We start from the raw sequence: 15,416 nt of genomic DNA, 5'->3' as shown, positions 1-15,416 counted from the left end.
ATGAGCGCCACGCCTGAACAACGCAAGAGCAACAAGCGCCTGGCGCTGATCCTGTTCACGGTGGCCCTGGTCTTCGGACTGGGCTTCGTGACCAAGATCGCCTTGCTGGGTTTCTGAAATCGGCCTGCGATGAGCGAATCCAAGCGGCCCTGGACCCTGGCGTCCGCCCTGCGCAGGGACAATCTGCACTTGGTGGGCAAGCTCTTGGTCGTGGTGACCATGATGTTCGGCTTCGGCTATGCGCTGGTGCCGCTCTACAACGCCATCTGCTCGGCACTGGGTATCAACGTGCTGTCGCTCAGCGAGCGTCAGCACGCGGTGCGAGCCGAAGATGTGAAGAATGGCCAGATCGACTACAGCCGCAAGATCACGGTCGAGTTTGACGCCAATGCCCGTGGGCCCTGGGAGTTCAAGCCCGCCATGTCGCATGCGGTGGTGCATCCGGGTGAGCTGACCACGGTGATGTACGAGTTCCGCAATGTGCAGAACCGCGTCATGGCGGCCCAGGCCATCCCCAGCTATGCACCCAAGCAAGCGACGGCGCACTTCAACAAGCTGGAGTGCTTCTGCTTCAACGAGTACACCTTGCAGCCGGGCGAAACCAAGCAGTGGCCGGTCGTCTTCGTGATCGACCCCAAGCTGCCCAAGGACGTCAAGACCATCACCCTTTCCTACACCTTCTTTGAAGTGGCGGGCAAGGGCAAGGCGCAGGCCCAACTCAGCGCTCCGGTGCTGAGCAGCAAGGAACCGCGCACATGAGCCAGGCTGGCGAAGACCTGAAGCAGGCGGCGGCTCGGCCGCTGTCCTTTGTGCAGACCATGAAGGCCGTGGCCTGGTCGTTTTTCGGCGTGCGTCGTGGCGCCGACTATGAAAAAGATGTGGCTCAGCTGAACCCGGTGCATGTGATCATTGCCGGGCTCATCGGAGCCGTTTTATTTGTGCTGGTTCTGGTGCTGTTGGTCCAATGGGTCATCGGCAGCGGGGTCGCCGGCGCTTGAGGCTGGCAGCGTTTGCAGCGTCATCAGCAGGACTGAATTTAGTTCGAGGAGAAAAGAAATGTCGGCAGCGACTACCACGGGCAAGACCCCTTACTACTTCGTACCAGGGCCCTCGCGCCATCCGGTGATGGCCGCCATCGGCCTGTTCTTCGTGATCCTCGGCGCAGGCCAGTGGATCAATGACCATGACTGGGGCAAGTACTCGCTGGTCTTCGGTCTGCTGTGGTGGGCCGTGGTGCTCAAGCAATGGTTCGGCGATGCCATCCGCGAAAGCGAAGGCGGTCTGTACAGCGACCGCATCGATGTGTCCTTCCGCTGGAGCATGGGCTGGTTCATCTTCTCGGAAGTGATGTTCTTTGCCGCCTTCTTCGGTGCGCTGTACTGGGCTCGCGTCCATGCTGTGCCGACCCTGGGCAGCTTGGAGAACGCGTTGCTGTGGCCTGACTTCAAGGCTTTGTGGCCCAGCGTGGCAGCCGGCATGACGGCCTCGCCCGCCGGTGTCGTTGAGCCCTTCACCACCATGGGTCCCTGGCCGCTGCCGACCATCAACACCGCGCTGCTGCTGACCTCGGGCGTGACCCTGACGGTCGCTCACCATGCGCTGATCGCCGGCAATCGCGGCAAGACCATCGCCTTCATGTGGATGACGGTGCTGCTGGGTGTGATCTTCCTGTGCGTGCAGGGCTACGAGTACATGCACGCCTACCGCGATCTGAACCTCAAGCTCAGCTCGGGAGTCTATGGCTCGACCTTCTTCATGCTGACCGGCTTCCACGGCTTCCACGTGTTCGTCGGCATGCTGATGCTGCTGTTCATCACCCTGCGCCTGCAAAAGGGCCACTTCACCAAGGACCGCCACTTCGGTTTCGAAGGCGCCGCCTGGTACTGGCACTTCGTGGACGTGGTCTGGCTGGGCCTGTACTTCATCGTCTACTGGATGTGAGGTCGGCCCACTTTGGATGGCGGCGGATATCCGCCGTTCAAAGGGGTTGGCAGGCCGCAGTCGGCCATGAAAAAGCGCCGCAATTCGCGGCGCTTTTTTTCTGAGGCGGGGCCATGCAAGCCCGTTCGTGCTGCGCTTCAGCGCTGCATGGGCAAGCCGGTCGGTTCGATCCAGCCCATCAAATAGCTCAGCAAGATGAACAGGAACAAGGCCACCGACAGGCCGACCCGCAAGGCCAGGGCGCGGGCCATATTCGGGCCGCGGCTCTCTTGCTTGCCGTTCTTGAACATGAACAGACCAGCGGCCGCGAGGGCGCCGAGGATGCCGATGAATGCGAGGATGACGATGAGTTTCATGGTCGCGGATTATGCGCTTGGGGGCCAGTACTGATGGCTGGCTTGAGTCCTCGGGCGCGCGCGTGGGTGATCGGTCTGGCCACGCTGTCGGCGGTGTTGCTGACGGCGCGGCTGGGCGTCTGGCAGCTCGATCGCGCGGCGCAAAAGGCCGCACTGCACAGTGCCGTGCTGGAGCGGGCCCAACTACCGCCCTTGCGCGCCGAAGCTTTGCTGGCCGCACCAGGGGAGGCCGAGACCCAGTTGCACCGTCTTGTGCGTTTGCGTGGGCGCTGGCTCAGCGAGCACACCGTCTATCTGGACAATCGGCCCATGAACGGACGGGTTGGTTTTTTTGTGGTGACGCCGCTGCAGCTCAGTGAGCGCCCCGACATCATCTTGGTGCAGCGAGGCTGGGGCCCGCGTGATGCCCGGGATCGCAGTCGCTTGCCCCAAGTGCAGACCCCGACAGGGGAAGTGGAGTTGCTCGGGCGATTGACCGTGGCGCCTTCCCGTGCATACGAGTTCAGCGCGGCAGGGGAGGGCCCGATCCGGCAAAATCTAGACCCAGCCAGCTTGGTCAAGGCGCTGCCCGCTCCCTTGTTGCCTTTGACGGTGCTGCAACTGCCCGATGCCGACGCCACGCCGGCGGCAGGCGCGGCAAGTTCGCCTCCTGCCGACGGCTTGTGGCGTGATTGGCCGGCGCAGGATGCCGGCCTGCAAAAGCACCACGGCTACGCTTTTCAATGGTTTGCGCTTTCTGCGCTGCTTCTGGGTCTTTATGTCTGGTTCCAAACAATCCGTCCCCGCATCCGCTCCCGCCGCAGCGAGCACAGCGCCTGAAGCCGAGGGCCTGACCTTGACGGTGCACAGCCTGCCAAGCTCCCAAGGCCTGGCCGACGCGCAGCGTCAGCGCGGCGGTCGCCTGCGCATGCTGATGGTCTTGGCGGCCTGTGCTGCGCCGGTGGTGGCGTCTTACTTCACGTTCTACGTGGTTCAGCCGCGCGGTTCGGCCTACAGCGAGTTGATCCACCCGACTGTGGATCTGCCACCGGCTTTGCACCTGCAAGACCTGCAAGGCAAGCCGGTCGCCGCCGAAAGCCTCAAGGGCCAGTGGTTGCTGACCCTGGTGCAAGAAGGCGACTGCGACGAGGCCTGCGAGCGCCGCTTTTTCCTGCAGCGCCAGCTGCGCGAGATGCTGGGCAAGGAGCGCGACAAGGTCGACAAGCTCTGGCTGCTGCCCGAGGACTCGCCTTCGCCCAAGCCCGAGCTGATTCAGGCGCTGACGGCCGGCGTGCCGGTGACCATCCTGCGCGCGCCGCGTGCCGAGCTGGAAGCCTGGCTCAAGCCCGCAGCCGGCCAGACCTTGAAGGACCACGTCTATCTGATCGATCCCATGGGCCGCTGGATGATGCGCTCGCCGCCGCAGCCGGACCCATCCAAGCTCAAGGGCGATCTGACCCGCTTGCTCAAGGCCAATGCGGGCTGGGACAAAGAAGGGCGCTGAGCCGCCTGGGCTTGTGTGAGTGAGAAATAGCCTCATGTTCGATCTCTCCCCTCTGTGGCAGCTGGCAGCGTTGGGCGCCTTGATCGCCTGCGGCCCCTTGCTGTGGCTGCGTCTGCGTTCGCGTGCGGCCACACCGGGCCAGCGTTTGCGCGCCTTGACGGTGCTGACGCTGTTCCTGACTTTCGACTTGGTCCTCTTTGGCGCCTTCACCCGGCTCACGGATTCCGGCCTGGGCTGCCCCGATTGGCCGGGCTGTTATGGCAGCGCCAGCCCACTGGGGGCGCGTGACGAGATCCATGCCGCCCAGACCGCCATGCCCAGCGGCCCGGTGACGCACGGCAAGGCCTGGGTGGAAATGATCCATCGTTACCTGGCCAGTGCTGTCGGCGTGCTGATTCTGGTGCTGTGCGTGATGAGCTGGCGCCACTGGCTGCAGCGCCGGGCCGCGCCATCCACCACGCCAGACGCTGCAGCCGTCGTTTCACCGGCCTGGGCTACCTTGACCTTGGTCTGGGTGTGCATGCAGGGAGCCTTCGGGGCGCTGACGGTGACCATGAAGCTGTTCCCTGCCATCGTCACCCTGCATCTGCTGGGCGGCATGGGTTTGCTGATGCTGCTGGCCTGGCAGGCCCAGGGTTACAGCCCCAGGCCCTTGCGCCTGAACCCGGGTCTGCGTGCCGGCGCCTGGCTGTTGATGCTGCTGAGCGTGCTGCAGGTGGCTTTGGGTGGCTGGGTCAGCACCAACTATGCGGTGCTGGCCTGTTCGGAGTTTCCGGCCTGCCAGCCGGGCCAGTGGTGGCCGGCCATGGACTTTGAGCATGGCTTCACCCTATGGCGCGAGCTCGGGGTGGGCAAGGGCGGCGGCTGGCTGCCTTTTGAGGCCTTGACCGCCATTCACATGACCCACCGCTTGGGGGCCTTGCTGGTGTTCAGCGTCTTGTTGCTGTTCGCGTGGCGCCTGGCCGCCTCGGGTGAAGCCGGTCCCTGGCCGCGGCGTTTGCTGCTGGTGGCGGGCTGGCAGTTGCTCAGCGGCATGTCCAATGTGGTGCTCGATTGGCCCATCCTCGCTGCTTTGGCTCACACCGGCGGCGCCGCGATGCTGTTGACGCTGCTGGCGGCGCTGCTGGCCCAGATCGAGCAAGGCCAGCGCTCGGTGCGGGTGCAGGCCCTGCCGATCCGGCCCTTGGTTGCTTAGCGCCGCTGCCCTCGGTGGCTCTGCACGCGGGAGCCACGCTGAAAATTGTTTGCGCAGATCGCTGCTCAGCCCCCGAATCCCGATACCCTGATCCCTTATGTCTTCTACGCCCTCCGTCACCGCTGCCGTGCCTACCGCCTCGCGTTGGCAGCAGTTCTACCAACTGACCAAGCCACGGGTGGTGCAGCTGATCGTGTTTTGCGCCGTCATCGGCATGGCCCTGGCCGTGCCCGGTATGCCCAGCGGCGCGCAGTGGATCAGCATCGTCGCGGCCACCGTGGGCATCTGGCTGGTGGCCGGTGCGGCTGCGGCCTTCAACTGCCTGATCGAGCAGCAGATCGATGCCAAGATGAAGCGCACCGCCTGGCGCGCCACGGCCAAGGGCCAGCTGAGCCGCGCGCAGACGCTGAGCTTTTCGGCCCTGCTTTGCGGCATCGGCTCGGCGATTCTGTGGGTCTGGGTCAATCCGCTGACCATGTGGCTGACCTTTGCCACCTTTGTCGGCTATGCCGTCATCTACACCGTCATCCTCAAGCCCATGACACCGCAGAACATCGTCATCGGCGGTGCCTCGGGCGCCATGCCGCCGGTGCTGGGCTGGGCTGCGCTGCGGGGCGAGGTGGGGCCGGAGGCCCTGATCCTCTGCCTGATCATCTTTTTGTGGACGCCGCCGCATTTCTGGGCACTGGCCTTGTACCGGGTTGAGGATTACCGCAAGTCCGGCCTGCCCATGCTGCCCGTTACCCATGGCGGTGAATACACGCGATTGCAGATCTTTCTCTACACCTGGATCTTGCTGGCCGCGACCTTGCTGCCCTTCCTGACCGGCATGAGTGGCTGGATCTATCTGGCCAGTGCCCTGGCCCTGGGTCTGGGCTTTTGTGGCTACGCCTGGAAGCTGTGGCGAGGCTACTCGGACGAGCTGGCCCGCGCCACCTTCCGCTTCTCGATCTGGCATCTGTCGCTGCTGTTTGCAGCCTTGCTGCTCGACCACTATTTGCTGCCCTCGGGCGCTTGAGCCATGAAACGCACGACGAACTCCACTTCTTCTTCGCCCTTGCCCTCGCCCAAGGGCCTGAGCCGCCGCAGCCTGGCCGCCACCGGCCTGGCCTTTGCGCTGCTGGGCAGCCTGGCTGCCTGTGACCAGCTGGGCCTGGGTGGCGCGAGCAAGCTGGCCTTCAAGGGCGTGGACCTGACCGGCGCCGAGTACGCGCGCAGCCTCAACCTGCCCGACCAGGACGGCCGCAGCCGCAGCCTGGCCGATTTCAAGGGCAAGGTGGTGGTGGTGTTCTTTGGCTATACCCAATGCCCGGATGTCTGCCCCACCACCATGGCCGAGCTGGCCGAGGTCAAGCGCTCGCTGGGCGCCGAGGGCGAGCGCGTGCAGGGCGTGTTCGTCTCCGTCGACCCCGAGCGCGACACCCCCGCCTTGCTCAAGGCTTATATGGCCAGCTTCGACCCCAGTTTTGTGGCCCTGCGTGGCAGCGAAGAACAGACCAAGGCGGCGGCCAAGGAGTTCAAGGTGTATTACGCCAAGGTGCCCGGCAAGACCCCCGAGAGCTACACCCTGGACCACACCGCGGCCAGCTTCATCTTTGACCCCGAAGGCCGGGTGCGCGTGTTCTCGCGTTATGGCTCGGGCGCGCAAGCGCTGGCCGATGACATCAAGCTGCTGCTGGCGGAGAAGCGCTGAAGCTCGAAGCCAGCTGGCGCTTCGCCACGCCAAAAAGAAAACGGCCCCGGTAGGGGCCGTTTTTCATGGCGGGCAAGGGTCGGATCAGGCCGGGCTGAGTGCCTTGCGCATCTTCTTCATGGCCGCCACTTCGATCTGGCGGATGCGCTCGGCCGACACGCCGTACTCGGCCGCCAGCTCATGCAGGGTCATGCCGCCGGACGAATCGTCGTTGACCTTGAGCCAGCGCTCCTCGACGATGCGGCGGCTGCGCTCGTCCAGGGCTTCCAGCGCGCGGCTGATGCCGTCGCCGGCCAGCTCGTCGCGCGCCTGGGCTTCCAGCACGCGGGTCGGCTCCTGGCTGTCGTCGGCCAGGTAGGCGATGGGAGCGAAGCTCTCGCCGTCCTCGTCGCTTTGCGGCTCGAGCGCCACATCGCCGCCGGACATGCGGGTTTCCATCTCCAGCACTTCTTCCGGCTTGACGTTCAGTTCGCGCGCCACATGGGCCAGCTGCGCTTCGCTGAGACTGTTGCGGTGGGTTTGGTCGTCGGCCTGGTCTTCCTTCATGCTGTGCTTCATCGAGCGCAGATTGAAGAACAGCTTGCGCTGGGCCTTGGTCGTGGCGACTTTGACCATGCGCCAGTTGCGCAGCACGTACTCGTGGATCTCGGCCTTGATCCAATGCATGGCATAGCTGACCAGACGCACGCCCTGGTCCGGGTCGTAGCGCTTGACGGCCTTCATCAGGCCGACATTGCCTTCCTGGATCAGGTCGCCCTGGGGCAGGCCATAGCCCAGGTACTGGCGCGAGATCGACACCACCAGGCGCAGGTGCGAGAGCACCAGGCGGCCGGCGGCCTCGAGATCGCCGCTGTCACGCAAACGGCGGGCGGCCGAGCTTTCCTCTTCCGGGGTCAGCAGGGGCAGGCGGTTGACGGCGGAGATGTATGCATCCAGGTTGCCGAGCGAGGGCACCAGCGACCAGGGGTCACGGACCGTCAGAGCAGTGGGTGTAGACAAAGTCATCGCTTTCTTTCGCAAGCCGAACCTCAGCGGTTCCATGTGGTCAATATTAGCACTCTCGTTTAGTGAGTGCCAAATCGCTGGGGTTATTCCAGAAAGTGCATGAATATGCGCTTTCTGGTGAGTGCGCTCGCTAACTTAGAGCGGCGTCTCAGTCGCTTGCATCAATCCAGCAGGCCGAAATCGGGGCTGACGACCATGGTGTCGATGTCCAGCAGGATCAGCATGCGCTCGCCGATCTTGCCCAGACCGGTGATGAAGCGGGCGTCCAGCGCCGCCGCCACCTCGGGCCGCGGCTTGATTTCCTCGGCGCTGAGTTCCAGCACATCGGAGACCGAATCCACCACCACGCCGACGATGCGCTGCGCCACATTGAGCACGATCACCACGGTGAAGGCGTTGTACTCGCCGCTTTGACCCAGGCGCATGCGCAGGTCAACGATGGGCACGATGACGCCGCGCAGATTGACCACGCCCTTGATGAAATCGGGCGAATGGGCGACGCGGGTGGGCGGCTCGTAGGAGCGGATTTCCTGCACGCGCAGGATGTCGATGCCGTATTCCTCGCCACCGATGCGGAAGGTCAGGAATTGCCGCGTGTCATGGCGGGCCTGGCCGCCGGTGGGCTGCAGGGCTTGGGCACCAGAGGAGGGAACCAGTTCGTTTGAGCTCATGGATCGGTGGGCTTGTCTGCGGTGAAGTCGGAAGAGGGCCAGTCGGTGCTGAACGTCTCAGGTCCATTTTGCAACCATTGTGCGCCGCGCCATCGCTCGATCTGCTGCCACCGGGCCGGGTAATTTCCCCCATGGCCTGAAGCGCTTCGGCGCGGGGCGGCTGTCGCCCAGAAAAAAGCCCCGCCAGGGCGGGGCTGTTGTCGGCGGGGCGCAGGTCCCGGCTCAGACGTTGAAGAGGAAATTGAGCACGTCGCCATCCTTGACCACGTATTCCTTGCCTTCGGCGCGCATCTTGCCGGCGTCCTTGGCCCCTTGTTCGCCCTTGAAGGTGATGAAGTCTTCGAAGGCGATGGTTTGGGCGCGGATGAAGCCGCGTTCGAAATCGGTGTGGATCACACCAGCCGCCTGCGGGGCGGTGTCGCCCTTGTGGATGGTCCAGGCGCGCACTTCCTTCACGCCGGCGGTGAAGTAGGTCTGCAGGCCCAGCAGGCTGAAACCGGCGCGGATCAGGCGGTTCAGGCCCGGCTCGTCCTGACCCATTTCGGCCAGGAACATGGCGCGGTCTTCGTCGCTCATTTCCGACAGTTCGGCTTCGGTCTTGGCGCAGATGGCGACCACCGGGCCGTTCTGGGCGGCGGCGTACTCCTTCAGGCGGTCCAGGAAGGGGTTGTTCTCGAAGCCGTCTTCGGCCACGTTGCCCACGAACATGGCCGGCTTGGCCGTGATCAGGCACAGGGGCTTGAGGATGGCCTGCTCTTCCTTGCTGAAATCGATGGTGCGCACCGGCTTGGCCTGGTCCAGCGAAGCCTGGCACCGCTCCAGCACCTTGACCAGGGCGATGGCGTCCTTGTCACCGGCGCGGGCCACCTTGTTGTAGCGGTGCAGGCTCTTCTCGACCGTGCCCAGGTCGGCCAGGCAGAGCTCGGTCTGGATCACCTCGATGTCGGCGATCGGGTCGACTTTGCCGTTCACGTGGATCACGTTCGGGTCTTCGAAGCAGCGCACCACATTGACGATGGCGTCGGTTTCGCGGATGTGTGAGAGGAACTGGTTGCCCAGGCCTTCACCCTTGGAGGCACCGGCCACCAGGCCGGCGATGTCCACGAACTCGACGATGGCCGGCAGGATGCGCTCGGGCTTGACTATCTCGGCCAGGGCCTGCAGGCGCGGGTCCGGCAGTTCCACCACACCGACATTGGGTTCGATGGTGCAGAAGGGATAGTTCTCGGCGGCGATGCCGGCCTTGGTCAAGGCATTGAACAGGGTGGACTTGCCGACATTGGGCAGGCCGACGATGCCGCATTTGAGGCTCATGGAGGGCTTTCTGGGGAGCTGGGTTGGAGGCCGCGGTTGCGGCCGCTGAACAAGGCGGTCTGGGAGCCGGGCTGAGCCGATGGGGCGGCCGCCGGCTCGAAGCTGGGCGCGATTTTAGGCCAATGCGGAGCCGCGCTGCGCCGGCGCCGCTCCGGCCGGCCGAGTCGGGCGTGCAAAAGCAGCTTCCCCACTCGCCGCAGGCCTGGCCGGGCCTGCCTACAATGCCGCGATGCAAACATATGACGTCCTGGTGCGTGGCAGCGGCTGCGTCGGTCGCAGCTTGGCCTTGGCCCTCGGGGCCCAGGGCCTGCGCGTGGCCCTGCTCGGCAGCGCCGAAGCCACGCCCGCCCAGCGGGAGGACGTTCGCAGTTACGCGCTCAACGCTGCGGCCGTGCGACTGCTTCGCGAGCTCAAAGTTTGGGATTCCTTGCCGCCCAGCGCCCTCAGCCCGGTCTACGACATGAAGATCCACGGCGATGCGCCGGGCTCACTGCTCGAGTTCTCGGCCTGGAGTCAGGGTGTGTCGGAACTGGCCTTCATTGTGGACGCCGGTGCGCTGGAACAACAACTGGCCGTGGCTTTGCGCTTTGCGCCCCATGTGCAGCTGGTGGACTCCCCGGTGCCCGCCGCGCTGACGGCACTCTGTGAAGGCCGTGCCTCGGCTGCACGGGCCGAGCTGGGCGTGAAATTCGAACTCAACAGCTATGGGCAGCGCGGCATTGCGGCCCGCCTGCGCTGCGATCGGCCGCACCAGGGCGTGGCCCGGCAATGGTTCCGCTCGCCCGATGTGCTGGCCTTGCTGCCCATCGCGGCGCCGGAGGCGGGCGCTTCCTATGGTTTGGTCTGGTCGGTGCCGGAGGCTCGGGCCGAGGAGCTTCTGGCGCTGGATGAGGCCAGCTTTGAAGCGGCGCTGAATGACATCTGTGGCGCCGAGGTCGGTGCGCTGAGCCTGGCCAGCGCACGCGGTACGTGGCCGCTGGCCTTGGCTCGTGCCGAGCCGGTTCAGGGGCCCGGCTGGGTTTTGCTGGGCGACGCGGCGCATCTGGTGCATCCGCTGGCCGGCCAGGGTTTGAACCTGGGTCTGGCGGACGTGGCGGCCTTGGCCCGCGTGTTGGCCGGGCGCGAAAGCTGGCGCCCTTTGGGCGACGAGCGTCTTTTGCGCCGCTATGCTCGCGAGCGCCAACTGGACACCTGGGCCATGGGCGAGCTGACCGACGGGCTGCTGCGATTGTTTGCCAGTGATCTGGAGCCGGTGCGCCGTTTGCGCAACCAGGGCCTGAGCACCTTGAATACCCTTTCCCCCTTGAAGCGCTGGCTCACAGCGCGGGCGCTTGGCGCCTGAGACCTCCCCAACTTCTTCTCCATGAGTCTGACAACAATGCTGAACTTGAAGACCCTGGCGGTGGCGAGTCTCGCCGCCAGCCTGCCCTTGGTGGCCGCAGCCAACGAAGCGGTGATCCGCAAGAGCCTGGGCGAGAAGTTGCCCGGCATGCCCAAGATCGAGGAGGTGCGGCAAAGCGCGCTGCCGGGTTTGTGGGAAGTGCGCATCGGCAACGAGATCCGCTACACCGACCCGACCGGCAGCTATCTGGTTGAGGGCGAGCTGATCGATTTGCGCACCCGCAAGAACCTCACCGAAGAGCGCCTGAACAAGATCAACCAGGTCGACTTTGCGGCCCTGCCGCTGAAAGACGCCGTGGTCTGGAAGAACGGTAACGGCAAGCGCCGCATCGCCGTATTTGCCGACCCGAATTGTGGCTACTGCAAGCGCTTCGAACGCGCCCTGCAAGACGTCAAGGACATCACCGTCTACACCTTTCTGGTGCCCATCCTCGGTGGTGACTCCGCGGAAAAGGCACGCTCGATTTGGTGCGCCAAGGACGCTACGGTCAGTTGGCAAGGCTGGATGTTGGACGGCAAGGCGCCGGTCAAACCGCTCGCCGCCTGCGACGATGGTGCCATCGAACGCAATACGGCCATGATGCGCCGCTTCCACGTCAATGGCACGCCGGCCATCTTCTTTGAAGATGGCAGCCGCGTGCCGGGCGCCCTGGGGGCCGAGCAGTTGGAGAAGCGACTTCAGGCCGTGTCCGCCACCAAGTCCTGAGCCAGCCAACTGGCAGCGGCTGCAGCGGCTGAGTGATTCAGCAGGGCTTCAGCCGCTTTTTCTTGCCGCTGGCCGGGGCCCTCGCTGAATGGCCCCTGAATTCTTGTTGACCCGGAGCATCCCTGCATGTCTGCCGCCCCTAGTGCCGAGCCCCCCAAGCCGATGAACACGCTCTCTCCTCTGCCATTGCACCCGGTGGCATTGAAGCTGGGACATCTGGGCCTCCTGCCCTTTGTGGCCGGGGCCGTGCTGATCTGGCTGATCGGTGACCGCAACCTCGAGGCCCATGCCTTCGTGACCCTGGCCACTTCGGCCTATGCGGCCTTGGTGATCTCATTTCTCGGCGGCATCTACTGGGGCTTTGCTTTTCGCATGCCCGAGGCCACGGCCCAGCCCTTTGTCTGGGGCATCATGCCCTCGCTGGGCGCCTGGGTGGCGGTGGTGATGCCAGCCTATGCCGGCCTGGTCTTGCAAGGCGGCATGTTGATCATTTGCTATCTGGTGGATCGTCGGCTTTACCCCGCGTTTGGCGCTGCAGCCTGGCTGACCTTGCGTTTCCGTCTGAGCGCAGGCGCTGCCCTGTGCTGCTTCCTGGCGGCGGCAGGGAGCTGAGACCGTGGCCGATATTCGTTATCGCATCGAGCTCGATCGGGCGCGCGAACACCAGTTCCTGGTCACCCTGACCTTGGCCGCACCGGCGGCCGAGCAGACCGTCAGTCTGCCGGCCTGGATTCCGGGCAGCTATCTGCTGCGCGAGTTTGCTCGCCACCTGAGCGGCCTCACGGCCAGCCAGGGCAGCCGCGAGCTGGAGCTGGAGCAAGTGGACAAGGCCAGCTGGCGCGTCGCGTGCAGCGGCCGCAGCGCCTTGGTGCTGCGCTACCGTGTTTATGCATTTGATCCTTCGGTGCGCGCCGCCTTTCTGGACGTCGAGCGCGGCTTCTTCAACGGCAGCAGCCTGTGCCTGCGCATCCATGGACGCGAAGACCAGCCTCATGTGCTGGAACTGGCCGGCTTGCCCGAGGGCTGGCAGGTGGCCACAGCGATGCCGCAGAACGCTGATGGCAGCTATGTCGCGGCCGACTATGACGAGTTGATCGATCATCCCTTTGAGCTGGGGTGCTTCTGGCAGGCGCGGTTCAGTGCCTGCGGCGTGGAGCATCAGCTGGTGGTCAGCGGCGCCTTGCCGTCCTTTGATGGCGAGCGCCTGCTGGCTGACACCCAGCGCATCTGCGAGGCGCAGATCCAGTTCTGGCATGGCCCGATGGGCAAGCGGCGCAGCCCCTTGCCCTTTGAGCGTTATGTCTTCTTCCTGAATACCGTGGACGAGGGCTATGGCGGTCTGGAGCACCGCGCCAGCACGGCCTTGCTGTCACCGCGCCGGGATCTGCCGCGTCATGGTCAGACCGAAAGCAGCGAGGGCTATGTCCGCCTGCTCGGCTTGATCAGCCACGAGTACTTTCACACCTGGAACGTCAAGCGCCTGCGTCCGGCCAATTACCTGCGCCTGGATTACGCCCAGGAGAACTACACCGAGCTGCTGTGGTTCTTCGAGGGCTTCACTTCCTACTACGACGAGTTGATGCTGGTGCGCACCGGCCTGATCGACGAGTCGCGCTACCTCAAGCTGCTTTCCGCCACCCTCAGCGGTGTCCTTGCGACGCCGGGGCGCAAGGTGCAGAGCGTGGCCATGGCCAGCTTCGATGCCTGGGTCAAGTACTACCGCCAGGATGAGAACTCGCCCAACAGCACCATCAGCTATTACGGCAAGGGCGCTTTGCTGGCCCTCGCCTTGGATTTGACCCTGCGTCTGCGGCATGCCGATGGAGAGCCCGCCACCAGTCTCGATGAGCTGATGCGGGGGCTGTGGCAGCGTCATGCGGCGGGAGAGGGAGCCACGGGCGGAATCCGCGAGGCCGACATCCTGAATCTGTTGGCTGAGCTGGGTGGGCCGGCTGTCGCTCAGCAGTTGGCGCAGTGGGTGCATGGCACCGAGGATCTGCCCTTGCTGCCCTTGTTTGAGCGCCTGGGCGTGCAACTGCGCGCCGACAAGCAAACCCTGGCCCAGCGCCTGGGCCTGCGTCTCCATGACGCCAGCGGCCCGATCAGCGTCAAGCAGGTGCTGGCAGGCTCGGCCGCTGCCACCTCGGGCCTGTGTGCCGGCGATGAAATCATCGGCTGCCAGGGCTGGCGCCTGCGCCGCCTTGATGACGCCTTGCTGACCCTGGCGCCGGGACAGCAAGAGCTGCAACTGCTGGTGTCGCGCGACCAGCGCCTGCTTGAATTGCGGCTCGATTTGCCGAGCAGCAGCGCGGGGGCCACCGTCAGCTCCAGCACCACGCCTGTGCAGCTGTGCCTGGCCGACAAGGCGCCCGCGCGTGCACTGAGCCTGCGCCGGGCATGGCTGACGGGCTGATTCAGCTGACCCGCGGGGGGCAGCCATTGGCAGCGCGCCGCTCCTGGTGGCTACCGGCCGCCTTGACGCTGCCGGTGCTGGTCCTGCACGGCTGTCTGGGTGAGGCCGTCCTCGAGATGCACCAGCGCTGGACCGAGCTGGCGGAGATGCCGCCCAGGCTCAGCGTCAGCTATGTGAGCGAGTTGAAGCAGAGTCGACCGCCTGCCGCGCCGGCCGCAGCACCGGCACTCTTGCGGCCGGTGAGCAAGAAGCCGCTCGGGGCGGCGCCCGCCCATGCGCAGGCGGCTTCGGCATCTGTGCCGGAGCCGGCACAACCGGAGCCCGACAAGGCCTTGCTGCCCGAACCTGCTGCCAGCAGGCCCGAGCTTGAACCGGTCCCGCCCTTGCCTGAGCTGGCGGCCAGTGCCGAAGCTGCTGCTGCTACGAGCCAAGCCGCAGGTTCAGCGGCAAGCCAGGCCTCAGCCGAGGGCCCAAGCTTTCAACCCGGCCCCGAATGGCCGCCCTCGACCCGTTTGCGTTACGACTTGACCGGCAATTACCGCGGTGCCGTCACCGGCGAGGCACAGGTGGAATGGATCCGCGAGGGCAGTCGCTACCAGGTGCATCTGGACGTTTCGGTGGGTCCCAGCTTTGCGCCCTTGATCTCGCGCCGTATGAGCAGCGATGGCCGTCTGACGCCCGATGGCATCGCCCCGCAACGGTATGACGAGGACACGCGGGTGCTGTTCAGCAGCCGGCGTCGCGTCAGCGTGCTCTTTCAGGGGGATCAGCTGACGCTGGCCAATGGTCGGGTCGAGCCGTCCGCGCCCGGCATGCAGGATGCCGCCAGCCAGTTCGTGCAGCTGACCTGGCTGTTTCTGACCGGCCGCCAGAGCTTGCGCGAAGGCCTTGTGCTGGAACTGCCGCTGGCCCTGCCGCGCCGCCAGTACCGTTGGCGCTACGAGGTGCTGGGGCGCGAAACCCTGGCCACGCCCATGGGCGAGCTCGACACCTGGCATCTCAAGCCCTCGGTGGTGGCCGGCGGTGGCGACCTGACCGCCGAAGTCTGGCTGGCGCCCACCTTGCAATACCTGCCCGTGCGCCTGCGCATCCGCCAGGACGAACAGACCTACATCGATCTCATGCTCAAGGCGCCGCCGGCCCAGGCGGCCGAGGGCTCGCCTGCCCCAGCGCCTATAGTGAAGCCCAAGATCGAGACCCCGAACCCCAACCTTCCCTGAGCCAAGGAGTGAGACTCA

General features: G+C 65.2%; 18 protein-coding genes. 14 read left to right on the top strand and 4 right to left on the bottom strand.

The features are described 5' to 3' along the window. The 4 genes from C1O66_RS24350 to C1O66_RS09895 are packed head-to-tail and all read left to right on the top strand — an operon-like array spanning position 1 to position 1,941. On the top strand, positions 1 to 117 hold the full coding sequence (locus C1O66_RS24350; RefSeq protein ID WP_223696474.1) for a cytochrome oxidase small assembly protein: 117 nt from the start codon (positions 1 to 3) through the stop codon (positions 115 to 117). A gap of 12 nt (positions 118 to 129) precedes the next feature. Further along, positions 130 to 759: a cytochrome c oxidase assembly protein gene (locus C1O66_RS09905; protein WP_102767727.1), complete on the top strand. Its 630-nt coding sequence runs from the start codon at positions 130 to 132 to the stop codon at positions 757 to 759. Beyond that, positions 756 to 998 carry a DUF2970 domain-containing protein gene (locus C1O66_RS09900; RefSeq protein WP_102767726.1) on the top strand — a complete coding sequence of 81 codons (243 nt, stop codon included), beginning with the start codon at positions 756 to 758 and terminating at the stop codon, positions 996 to 998. Before C1O66_RS09905 ends, C1O66_RS09900 begins: the two co-directional genes overlap by 4 nt. Before the next feature lie 58 nt (positions 999 to 1,056). Next, positions 1,057 to 1,941 carry a cytochrome c oxidase subunit 3 gene (locus C1O66_RS09895; protein ID WP_102767725.1) on the top strand — a complete coding sequence of 295 codons (885 nt, stop codon included), beginning with the start codon at positions 1,057 to 1,059 and terminating at the stop codon, positions 1,939 to 1,941. Between the two features lie 137 nt (positions 1,942 to 2,078). On the opposite strand, the gene C1O66_RS09890 is transcribed toward C1O66_RS09895, so the two are convergent. Further along, a complete protein-coding gene (locus C1O66_RS09890; RefSeq protein WP_102767724.1) occupies positions 2,079 to 2,297 on the bottom strand; it encodes a DUF2909 domain-containing protein in 219 nt (72 codons plus the stop codon). A gap of 42 nt (positions 2,298 to 2,339) precedes the next feature. Here C1O66_RS09890 and C1O66_RS09885 point away from each other — a divergent pair, with 42 nt between their 5' ends. From C1O66_RS09885 to C1O66_RS09865, 5 genes are all read left to right on the top strand, one after another. Continuing rightward, complete coding sequence (locus C1O66_RS09885) at positions 2,340 to 3,116, top strand: SURF1 family protein (RefSeq protein WP_243392763.1); 777 nt, start codon at positions 2,340 to 2,342, stop codon at positions 3,114 to 3,116. Between the two features lie 22 nt (positions 3,117 to 3,138). Next, a complete protein-coding gene (locus C1O66_RS09880; protein WP_341476789.1) occupies positions 3,139 to 3,780 on the top strand; it encodes an SCO family protein in 642 nt (213 codons plus the stop codon). Positions 3,781 to 3,814: 34 nt separating this feature from the next. Further along, positions 3,815 to 4,975, top strand: coding sequence for a COX15/CtaA family protein (locus C1O66_RS09875; RefSeq protein ID WP_102767721.1), 1,161 nt, complete (start codon positions 3,815 to 3,817; stop codon positions 4,973 to 4,975). A gap of 97 nt (positions 4,976 to 5,072) precedes the next feature. Further along, positions 5,073 to 5,993: a heme o synthase gene (gene cyoE, locus C1O66_RS09870; protein WP_102767720.1), complete on the top strand. Its 921-nt coding sequence runs from the start codon at positions 5,073 to 5,075 to the stop codon at positions 5,991 to 5,993. 3 nt (positions 5,994 to 5,996) lie between these two features. Further along, on the top strand, positions 5,997 to 6,668 hold the full coding sequence (locus C1O66_RS09865; protein ID WP_102767719.1) for an SCO family protein: 672 nt from the start codon (positions 5,997 to 5,999) through the stop codon (positions 6,666 to 6,668). A gap of 84 nt (positions 6,669 to 6,752) precedes the next feature. Here the strand turns inward: C1O66_RS09865 and rpoH are convergent, their stop codons facing one another. From rpoH to ychF, 3 genes are all read right to left on the bottom strand, one after another. Next, positions 6,753 to 7,673 carry an RNA polymerase sigma factor RpoH gene (gene rpoH, locus C1O66_RS09860; protein WP_102769578.1) on the bottom strand — a complete coding sequence of 307 codons (921 nt, stop codon included), beginning with the start codon at positions 7,671 to 7,673 and terminating at the stop codon, positions 6,753 to 6,755. 161 nt (positions 7,674 to 7,834) lie between these two features. Then, a complete protein-coding gene (locus C1O66_RS09855; RefSeq protein WP_102767718.1) occupies positions 7,835 to 8,344 on the bottom strand; it encodes a chemotaxis protein CheW in 510 nt (169 codons plus the stop codon). Positions 8,345 to 8,566: 222 nt separating this feature from the next. Next, complete coding sequence (gene ychF / locus C1O66_RS09850; protein WP_102767717.1) at positions 8,567 to 9,658, bottom strand: redox-regulated ATPase YchF; 1,092 nt, start codon at positions 9,656 to 9,658, stop codon at positions 8,567 to 8,569. Positions 9,659 to 9,887: 229 nt separating this feature from the next. Here ychF and C1O66_RS09845 point away from each other — a divergent pair, with 229 nt between their 5' ends. From C1O66_RS09845 to C1O66_RS09825, 5 genes are all read left to right on the top strand, one after another. Beyond that, positions 9,888 to 11,000: an FAD-dependent monooxygenase gene (locus tag C1O66_RS09845; RefSeq protein ID WP_102767716.1), complete on the top strand. Its 1,113-nt coding sequence runs from the start codon at positions 9,888 to 9,890 to the stop codon at positions 10,998 to 11,000. A gap of 21 nt (positions 11,001 to 11,021) precedes the next feature. Beyond that, a complete protein-coding gene (locus tag C1O66_RS09840; protein ID WP_223696476.1) occupies positions 11,022 to 11,765 on the top strand; it encodes a DsbC family protein in 744 nt (247 codons plus the stop codon). Between the two features lie 126 nt (positions 11,766 to 11,891). Beyond that, positions 11,892 to 12,377 (top strand): DUF3429 domain-containing protein, encoded by a 486-nt coding sequence (locus C1O66_RS09835; protein ID WP_102767714.1) that lies wholly within the window; start codon positions 11,892 to 11,894, stop codon positions 12,375 to 12,377. Between the two features lie 4 nt (positions 12,378 to 12,381). Continuing rightward, positions 12,382 to 14,178, top strand: coding sequence for a M61 family metallopeptidase (locus C1O66_RS09830; protein WP_243392762.1), 1,797 nt, complete (start codon positions 12,382 to 12,384; stop codon positions 14,176 to 14,178). Continuing rightward, positions 14,163 to 15,398, top strand: coding sequence for a DUF3108 domain-containing protein (locus tag C1O66_RS09825; protein WP_102767713.1), 1,236 nt, complete (start codon positions 14,163 to 14,165; stop codon positions 15,396 to 15,398). Before C1O66_RS09830 ends, C1O66_RS09825 begins: the two co-directional genes overlap by 16 nt. Positions 15,399 to 15,416 lie beyond the last annotated feature (18 nt).

The sequence above is a fragment of the Paucibacter aquatile genome, assembly GCF_002885975.1.
Taxonomy (GTDB): domain Bacteria; phylum Pseudomonadota; class Gammaproteobacteria; order Burkholderiales; family Burkholderiaceae_C; genus Paucibacter_A; species Paucibacter_A aquatilis.
This window is presented reverse-complemented; position numbering and strand designations above follow the sequence as displayed.

What these genes read in the sequence shown, in the direction of transcription:
- C1O66_RS24350 (WP_223696474.1), top strand. Translation starts at nt 1, where the DNA reads ATGAGCGCCACGCCTGAACAACGCAAGAGCAACAAGCGCCTGGCGCTG.
- C1O66_RS09905 (WP_102767727.1), top strand. Translation starts at nt 130, where the DNA reads ATGAGCGAATCCAAGCGGCCCTGGACCCTGGCGTCCGCCCTGCGCAGG.
- C1O66_RS09900 (WP_102767726.1), top strand. Translation starts at nt 756, where the DNA reads ATGAGCCAGGCTGGCGAAGACCTGAAGCAGGCGGCGGCTCGGCCGCTG.
- C1O66_RS09895 (WP_102767725.1), top strand. Translation starts at nt 1,057, where the DNA reads ATGTCGGCAGCGACTACCACGGGCAAGACCCCTTACTACTTCGTACCA.
- C1O66_RS09890 (WP_102767724.1), bottom strand. Translation starts at nt 2,297, where the DNA reads ATGAAACTCATCGTCATCCTCGCATTCATCGGCATCCTCGGCGCCCTC.
- C1O66_RS09875 (WP_102767721.1), top strand. Translation starts at nt 3,815, where the DNA reads ATGTTCGATCTCTCCCCTCTGTGGCAGCTGGCAGCGTTGGGCGCCTTG.
- cyoE (WP_102767720.1), top strand. Translation starts at nt 5,073, where the DNA reads ATGTCTTCTACGCCCTCCGTCACCGCTGCCGTGCCTACCGCCTCGCGT.
- C1O66_RS09865 (WP_102767719.1), top strand. Translation starts at nt 5,997, where the DNA reads ATGAAACGCACGACGAACTCCACTTCTTCTTCGCCCTTGCCCTCGCCC.
- rpoH (WP_102769578.1), bottom strand. Translation starts at nt 7,673, where the DNA reads ATGACTTTGTCTACACCCACTGCTCTGACGGTCCGTGACCCCTGGTCG.
- C1O66_RS09855 (WP_102767718.1), bottom strand. Translation starts at nt 8,344, where the DNA reads ATGAGCTCAAACGAACTGGTTCCCTCCTCTGGTGCCCAAGCCCTGCAG.
- ychF (WP_102767717.1), bottom strand. Translation starts at nt 9,658, where the DNA reads ATGAGCCTCAAATGCGGCATCGTCGGCCTGCCCAATGTCGGCAAGTCC.
- C1O66_RS09845 (WP_102767716.1), top strand. Translation starts at nt 9,888, where the DNA reads ATGCAAACATATGACGTCCTGGTGCGTGGCAGCGGCTGCGTCGGTCGC.
- C1O66_RS09840 (WP_223696476.1), top strand. Translation starts at nt 11,022, where the DNA reads ATGAGTCTGACAACAATGCTGAACTTGAAGACCCTGGCGGTGGCGAGT.
- C1O66_RS09835 (WP_102767714.1), top strand. Translation starts at nt 11,892, where the DNA reads ATGTCTGCCGCCCCTAGTGCCGAGCCCCCCAAGCCGATGAACACGCTC.
- C1O66_RS09825 (WP_102767713.1), top strand. Translation starts at nt 14,163, where the DNA reads ATGGCTGACGGGCTGATTCAGCTGACCCGCGGGGGGCAGCCATTGGCA.